At 37.0% G+C, this 6322-nt stretch carries 4 protein-coding genes; all 4 read left to right on the top strand.

All coding sequences use genetic code 11. From position 1 onward, the window contains the following. Nucleotides 1–767: glycosyltransferase family 2 protein (locus tag ABJF52_RS13270; protein ID WP_348151069.1), on the top strand; the 767-nt coding region annotated here is incomplete at its 5' end. Next, nucleotides 767–1327 carry an L-threonylcarbamoyladenylate synthase gene (locus ABJF52_RS13265; protein WP_348151066.1) on the top strand — a complete coding sequence of 187 codons (561 nt, stop codon included), beginning with the start codon at nt 767–769 and terminating at the stop codon, nt 1325–1327. The genes ABJF52_RS13270 and ABJF52_RS13265, both read left to right, overlap by 1 nt. Before the next feature lie 59 nt (nt 1328–1386). Further along, nucleotides 1387–2802 (top strand): HD domain-containing protein, encoded by a 1416-nt coding sequence (locus tag ABJF52_RS13260; protein WP_348151063.1) that lies wholly within the window; start codon nt 1387–1389, stop codon nt 2800–2802. A gap of 171 nt (nt 2803–2973) precedes the next feature. After that, the coding region (locus tag ABJF52_RS13255; protein WP_348151060.1) for an Ig-like domain-containing protein at nt 2974–6322 on the top strand (3349 nt) is incomplete at its 3' end.

Genomic DNA, 6322 nt, shown 5'->3' with positions numbered 1-6322 from the left:
AATCTAGCCTAATAAAACTGAATTCTGATAAAGTTAAAATAATTAGAAGTAGAATAAATACAGGCTTTGGAGGTGGAAATATGCACGGAGTACAATACGCTAAAGGAGATTATTATCTGTTTTTAAACAATGATACTTTATTAATTAACGACTGTGTTTCCATTTGTTACGATTTCTTAATTGGCGCTTCTGATGCCGCGGTATGCGGGGCACAAATATTTAATGAAAAGCAAGAAAAACAAATAAGTTTTGACCATTTTACATCATTTTGGCGCGAAGTATTTGGAAAACAATTTGTTGAGAAACTATTTTCTAAACCCAATAGAAAAAAGGTATATGCATACCCTATTCCTGTTGATTATGTTAACGGTAGTTTTATGTTTTTTAAGGCTAATGACTTTAATGAAGTAGGTGGATTCGACACCAATCTATTTTTGTATTATGAAGAAAGTGATATTTGTTATCGTTTGAAAAAGTTAAATAGAAAAACTTATTTCATTCCAAATGCTTCTTATTTACATTATCAGGGGAAAAGTATAGGTAAAACGGTAATGCCTTTGGCAACTAAAATTGAACTAAAAACATCTCTGTTTTATGTAATTCGCAAAAACTATGGTTATTTTCATTATCAAATGCTTCGCCTAGTTTTCGTTCTTAGATATGGGATAACCTCAGTAATTAAACCCAAGTATTTTAAACTATTTACTCGAATTTTAATCGGTTTACCTCTCGGCAAATCAATAAAACATAATCAGAAAATTCACTAATGATTGACGAAATTAATAAGGCCGTTGATGTTCTCAAAAACGGGGGACTCATACTCTACCCCACTGATACCGTATGGGGCATCGGTTGTGATGCTACAAATGAAGAGGCTGTAAAAAAGGTTTATGAACTAAAAAAAAGAAATGATTCTAAAGCCTTAATTTGTTTAGTGGCCAACGATTTTATGTTAGAAAGACATGTAACATCTGTTCCTGAAGTAGCTTGGGATATAATTGATATTACTGACAAACCAACCACTATTATTTACGATAACCCTAAGGACATTGCTAAGAATCTACTTGCTGACGATAATACGTTGGCAATACGAGTAGCCTCAGATAAGTATTGTCAATATTTAATAAATAAATTTAAAAAACCCATCGTTTCTACATCGGCAAATATTTCCGGTTCTCCTACCCCTAAATCTTTTAACGAAATAAGTGACGAGATTTTAAAAGGCGTGGACTATGTGGTAAATTTGAACCGCGAGAAAAAAAATGGTGCTCCATCTGCTATAATTAAACTAGCTAATGACGGAACTGTAAAGATAATTCGCACATAATTATTTTATTCTAAAATAGGACTTTAAAACGGAATCCGATTTAGTACTATTAAAAACAAATGAGTTTGCCACAATATAAAGAAGCATTAAATAATCCTATTTTTAAAATTATCGCCGATTCGGCCAAAGAACTTGATATAGAATGCTATGTTATTGGTGGATTTGTACGTGATTATTTATTGCAAAGAGGAAGTCCTAAAGATATTGATATAGTGGCAGTTGGCAGTGGTATAGAACTCGCCAAAAAAGTTGCATCCAAATTAAGCAGTAAGCCACATGTTTCTGTATTTAAAAATTTTGGTACAGCGATGGTAAAACATCAAGAAATAGAAATTGAGTTTGTAGGTGCTCGGAAGGAAAGTTACCATAGCGATAGTCGAAAGCCAGTTGTTGAGAATGGTACATTAGAAGACGATCAAAAAAGAAGAGATTTCACCATTAATGCACTTGCACTTTCACTCAATGCTACTAATTTCGGTGAATTACTAGACCCTTTTGATGGGGTTTTAGATTTGGAAAAAGGAATTATAAAAACCCCGCTCGAACCTAATATAACCTATTCTGACGACCCTTTGAGAATGATGCGAGCCATTCGATTTGCAACTCAATTAAATTTTAAAATTGAAGATCAGTCCCTTAAAGCTATCACAGAAAATAAAGAGCGAATTAAAATTATTTCTAATGAACGTATTGTCGATGAGATTCATAAAATAATGATGAGTGATAAACCTTCTAAGGGATTTGCATTATTAAATAAAACCGAACTTTTAGCTTTCATTTTTCCAGAATTAGTAGCATTGCAAGGTATAGAAGAAATTGAAGGTCAACGGCATAAAGATAATTTTTGGCACACCTTAGAAGTGGTGGATAATATTTCTAAAACCACTGATAATCTTTGGCTACGATGGGCTGCGCTGTTACATGATATTGGCAAAGCACCTACTAAAAAATTCCATAAAAAAATTGGTTGGACTTTTCATGGTCACGAATTTGTGGGTTCAAAAATGGTATACAAACTCTTTAAACGCTTGCGAATGCCATTAAATGATAAAATGAAATTTGTTCAGAAAATGGTACGCATGAGTTCTAGACCTATTGTACTCGCCGAAGATTATGCTACAGATTCAGCTGTTCGTAGATTGGTGTTTGATGCCGGTGAACATGTAGAAGATTTAATGACCCTGTGTGTTGCTGATATTACTACAAAAAACACGAGAAAACAGAATAAATACAAAAGCAATTTTGAACTGGTCCGTAAAAAAATTATCGAAGTTGAGAATCGTGATCAAATACGAAATTTCCAACCTCCAGTATCCGGAGAGGAAATAATGAAAACCTTCAATTTAAAACCTTCCAAGGAAATTGGTATTATAAAAGAAGCCATTAAAGAAGCCATTCTTGAAGGTGAAATTCCTAATGAATATGAAGCTGCTAAAAAATATATGCTACTAAAAGGCAAGGAATTAGGCCTCTAGCGTTCAATTTACTTTATTACCAGTCCACACTTTATACCATCTTTACCTCTATTTATTAACCGTTTACAACATTTAATTGAGACGGGCATTTTAGCGGTTTATATTTACTTATAAAAATGTAAGAATTAACTTATATATTTTAGGCGAACGACTAATCATTAGTTTATTGAATTGAAAATTTTCAAAAAAACATTACTACTTACATTGTTTCTTCTAGGTGCTGTCAATATTTTATTGGCCCAGCAAACTACTACTTGGAGTCAACTAAATACGACTACTTGGGAGTCACTTAGTTCGGATGGTTTAGTGCGCGTAGAGGCCAGAGTAACTGGAGGTGTATCAATTCTCGGAAATGAAACAATGGGATGTACTTCTGATGCAACTTATGGCAACCCTACTCCGGATATTTTTGGTAGTCCTTCTATTGAAATTTCAGCAAGTTCAGCAAATTCGGGTACACTTGAATTTCATTTTTTTGATGCAGCCACGGGGGACTCTATAGACTTGGCGAGTCCAATATTAAATGTGGATAAAGTTGGTACTTTTGCTATTGTTATTATAGCTGCAGGGGCGACAGGAAATTTCGACCTAACAAATGGCACATGGAACGAGTTAACCTCTAATGGTTCGATATTCCAATCGACAGCAACTAATTTCAATATTAATTCCAACGCACTAATTGCAGGTGGTGGAGGTGAATGTGGTAACGGTGTGGACACCGGAACGGGAGGTGCTAGTATGGAATTAGATGGTCTAGTTCCATCAATCAACATGAATGTAGAAGTAACTGGTGGCTTAATTTCATTGCTCACTGCCTCGGATGAAGTAGAGTTTGTGCTTTCTAACTTAATTTACGACCCTTGTACTTATGGAACTATAGTAGGCACCCCTACTCCTCTCGACCCAGATGCAGACGGCATCAATGAAAGTTGTGATCTCGACAATGATAATGATGGTATACGAGATACTGATGAACAGAGCTGTTATATCACTGGAACTTGGAGCGAAATTAGTACTGGTGTTTGGGAGTCCAATTTTTTGGATGGTAATAAAGTAAGAGTTTCATTGGCAAATTCAAGTTTTTGGCAAAATGTACCTACCTCTAATCAACCAAATTTCGATAGAAATTGCACCGGGTTTACTTCAAATTTTGGTCCTTTGCCCAATACTAATAAACCAGCATTAAGTATTGTTTCTGGACAAGCTACATTTAGCAGTACAAATTCAGGTACGTTCGTAGTTGAATACTTTAATTCAAGTAATGTTCCTATTACTGTAAATAATCCAAGATTTCATCTTGCTGGTTTAGGTGGAAGTGATGGATCTAATCGTATTACTTCTAGTTTATGGGAACTTCAAGGCACCAATACCATGAGTATTATCTCCCAAAATGGAGACATTGGTCGAAATAGTCCTAAGAATTTTGTACATCGTAGAATTACTGAATCCCCAAATACTTTAAATGATTGTTCAGTTGGTGAAGCTGCAGGTACCTTTCAAATAAATGGTGCAATGACTAGTTTCACCTTTAATGTAACCCAATATTCCGGTACCGGAAACCTTGATGGAAGACTTGGCGATGGTATTGATTTAATTTTTGAAGGTTGTTTACTTATCGATACAAATAGTAATACCGTTCCTGATTATTTGGATTTGGATAGTGATGGTGATGGATGCAGTGATGCTGATGAAGCCTATGCAAATATAGATACTGATGGTAACGATAATGGAGTTTTTGGTACTGGTTCTCCAACTGTAAATTCTAATGGATTAGTAATAACTGCAGGAGTTACAGGAACAACTTATGACACGACCCCGGCAACCACGTCTGGAGGAAAAAATACTTTTCAAGAAGGTGTAACGATAGCACTAAGCGCTCTAACAAATCAAGATGTTTGCGAAGGAGCCGATGTAACCTTTTCAACAATAGCTAACACTACCATCTTAACAACTAACCCTATTACAACAGCAAGTACTAACGTGGATTATCGTTGGCAGGAAAGTAGTGATGGAACAAATTATTCTGATATTGCCGGGGAATCCGGAACGGTTGCCAGTGGTTCAACATTAAGCTTAACTTTATCAAACGTAAGTCTCTCTCAAGATAATTATACCTATAAAGTAATTGTTTCGAACGAGGCAAACATTTGCTTTGAAGAATCAACAGCAACTTTAGAAATCGAAGCGGCTCCAAATGCAGGAACGCTCTCTGGAACACAAGAAGTTTGTGAAGGAAATACTACAACATTTTCCAGTGATGGAGATACAGGTACATGGTCGAGTTCTAACACTGCCATTGCTACTGTAGATGCTGCTGGGGAAATTACTGCTTTGGCAGAAGGTACTGCTACCATTTCTTATACCGCTGCTGCTACTTCGCCTTGCGCTGTAGATGACATAGCTACTAGAAACGTTACCGTAACAGGACTTCCAAACGCAGGAACGCTGTCAGGAACACAAGACGTTTGTGAAGGAAATACTACAACATTTTCCAGTGATGGAGATACAGGTACATGGTCGAGTTCTAACACTGCCATTGCCACTGTTGATGTAGTTGGAGAAATTACTGCTGTGGCGGAAGGTACGGCTACTATTTCATATACTGTTGCGGCTACTGCCCCATGTACTGTTGATGATACTGCAACTAGAACGGTGACCGTTACTGGACTTCCAAACGCGGGTACACTTTCTGGTACTCAAAATGTCTGTGAAGGTGAAACAACGACATTTTCTTCTGATGGGGATGCTGGCACATGGTCTAGTTCTGATAATTCAATCGTTACTGTTGATGCTTCTGGAGAAATTACTGCTTTGGCGGAAGGTACGGCTACAATTTCATATACTGTTGCTGCTATTGCACCATGTGCTATAGATGACATAGCAACTAGAACCATAACTGTAACTGGACTTCCAAATGCAGGAACGCTGTCAGGAACACAAGAAGTTTGTGAAGGAGAAACTACAACATTTTCTAGCGATGGCGATACTGGAATTTGGTCTAGTTCAGATACATCCATTGCTACTGTTAATGCGTCTGGGGAAGTAACCGGTATCGCCGAAGGAACAACTATAATTTCATATACTGTTGCTGCCACCGCACCATGTGTTGTGGGTGACATTGCGACTAGATCTGTTACTGTTTCTGAACAACCAAATGCAGGTACGCTTTCAGGAAACCAACAGATTTGTGAAGGAGAAACAACTACGTTTTCTAGTGATGGAGATGCTGGTACTTGGACTAGCTCTGATAATTCAATTGCCACTGTAAACTCTTCCGGAGAAGTGACTGCTGTGGCCGAAGGAACAGCTACTATTTGGTATACGGTTTATGCCAATGCACCTTGTGCAGTTAACGACATTGCTATTAGAACAATTTCCGTAACCGGACTACCTAATGCAGGTACACTTTCAGGAACTCAAGAGATTTGTGAAGGAGAAACGACTACTTTTTCTAGTGATGGTGACCCTGGAATTTGGTCTAGTTCAGATAATTCAATTGCTACCGTAGATGCTTCTGGGG

This window comes from Aurantibacter sp., assembly GCF_039941195.1.
Lineage (GTDB): Bacteria > Bacteroidota > Bacteroidia > Flavobacteriales > Flavobacteriaceae > Aurantibacter_A.
The sequence above is the reverse complement of the archived record's forward strand: the minus strand, read 5'-3'. Positions and strand labels throughout refer to the sequence as shown.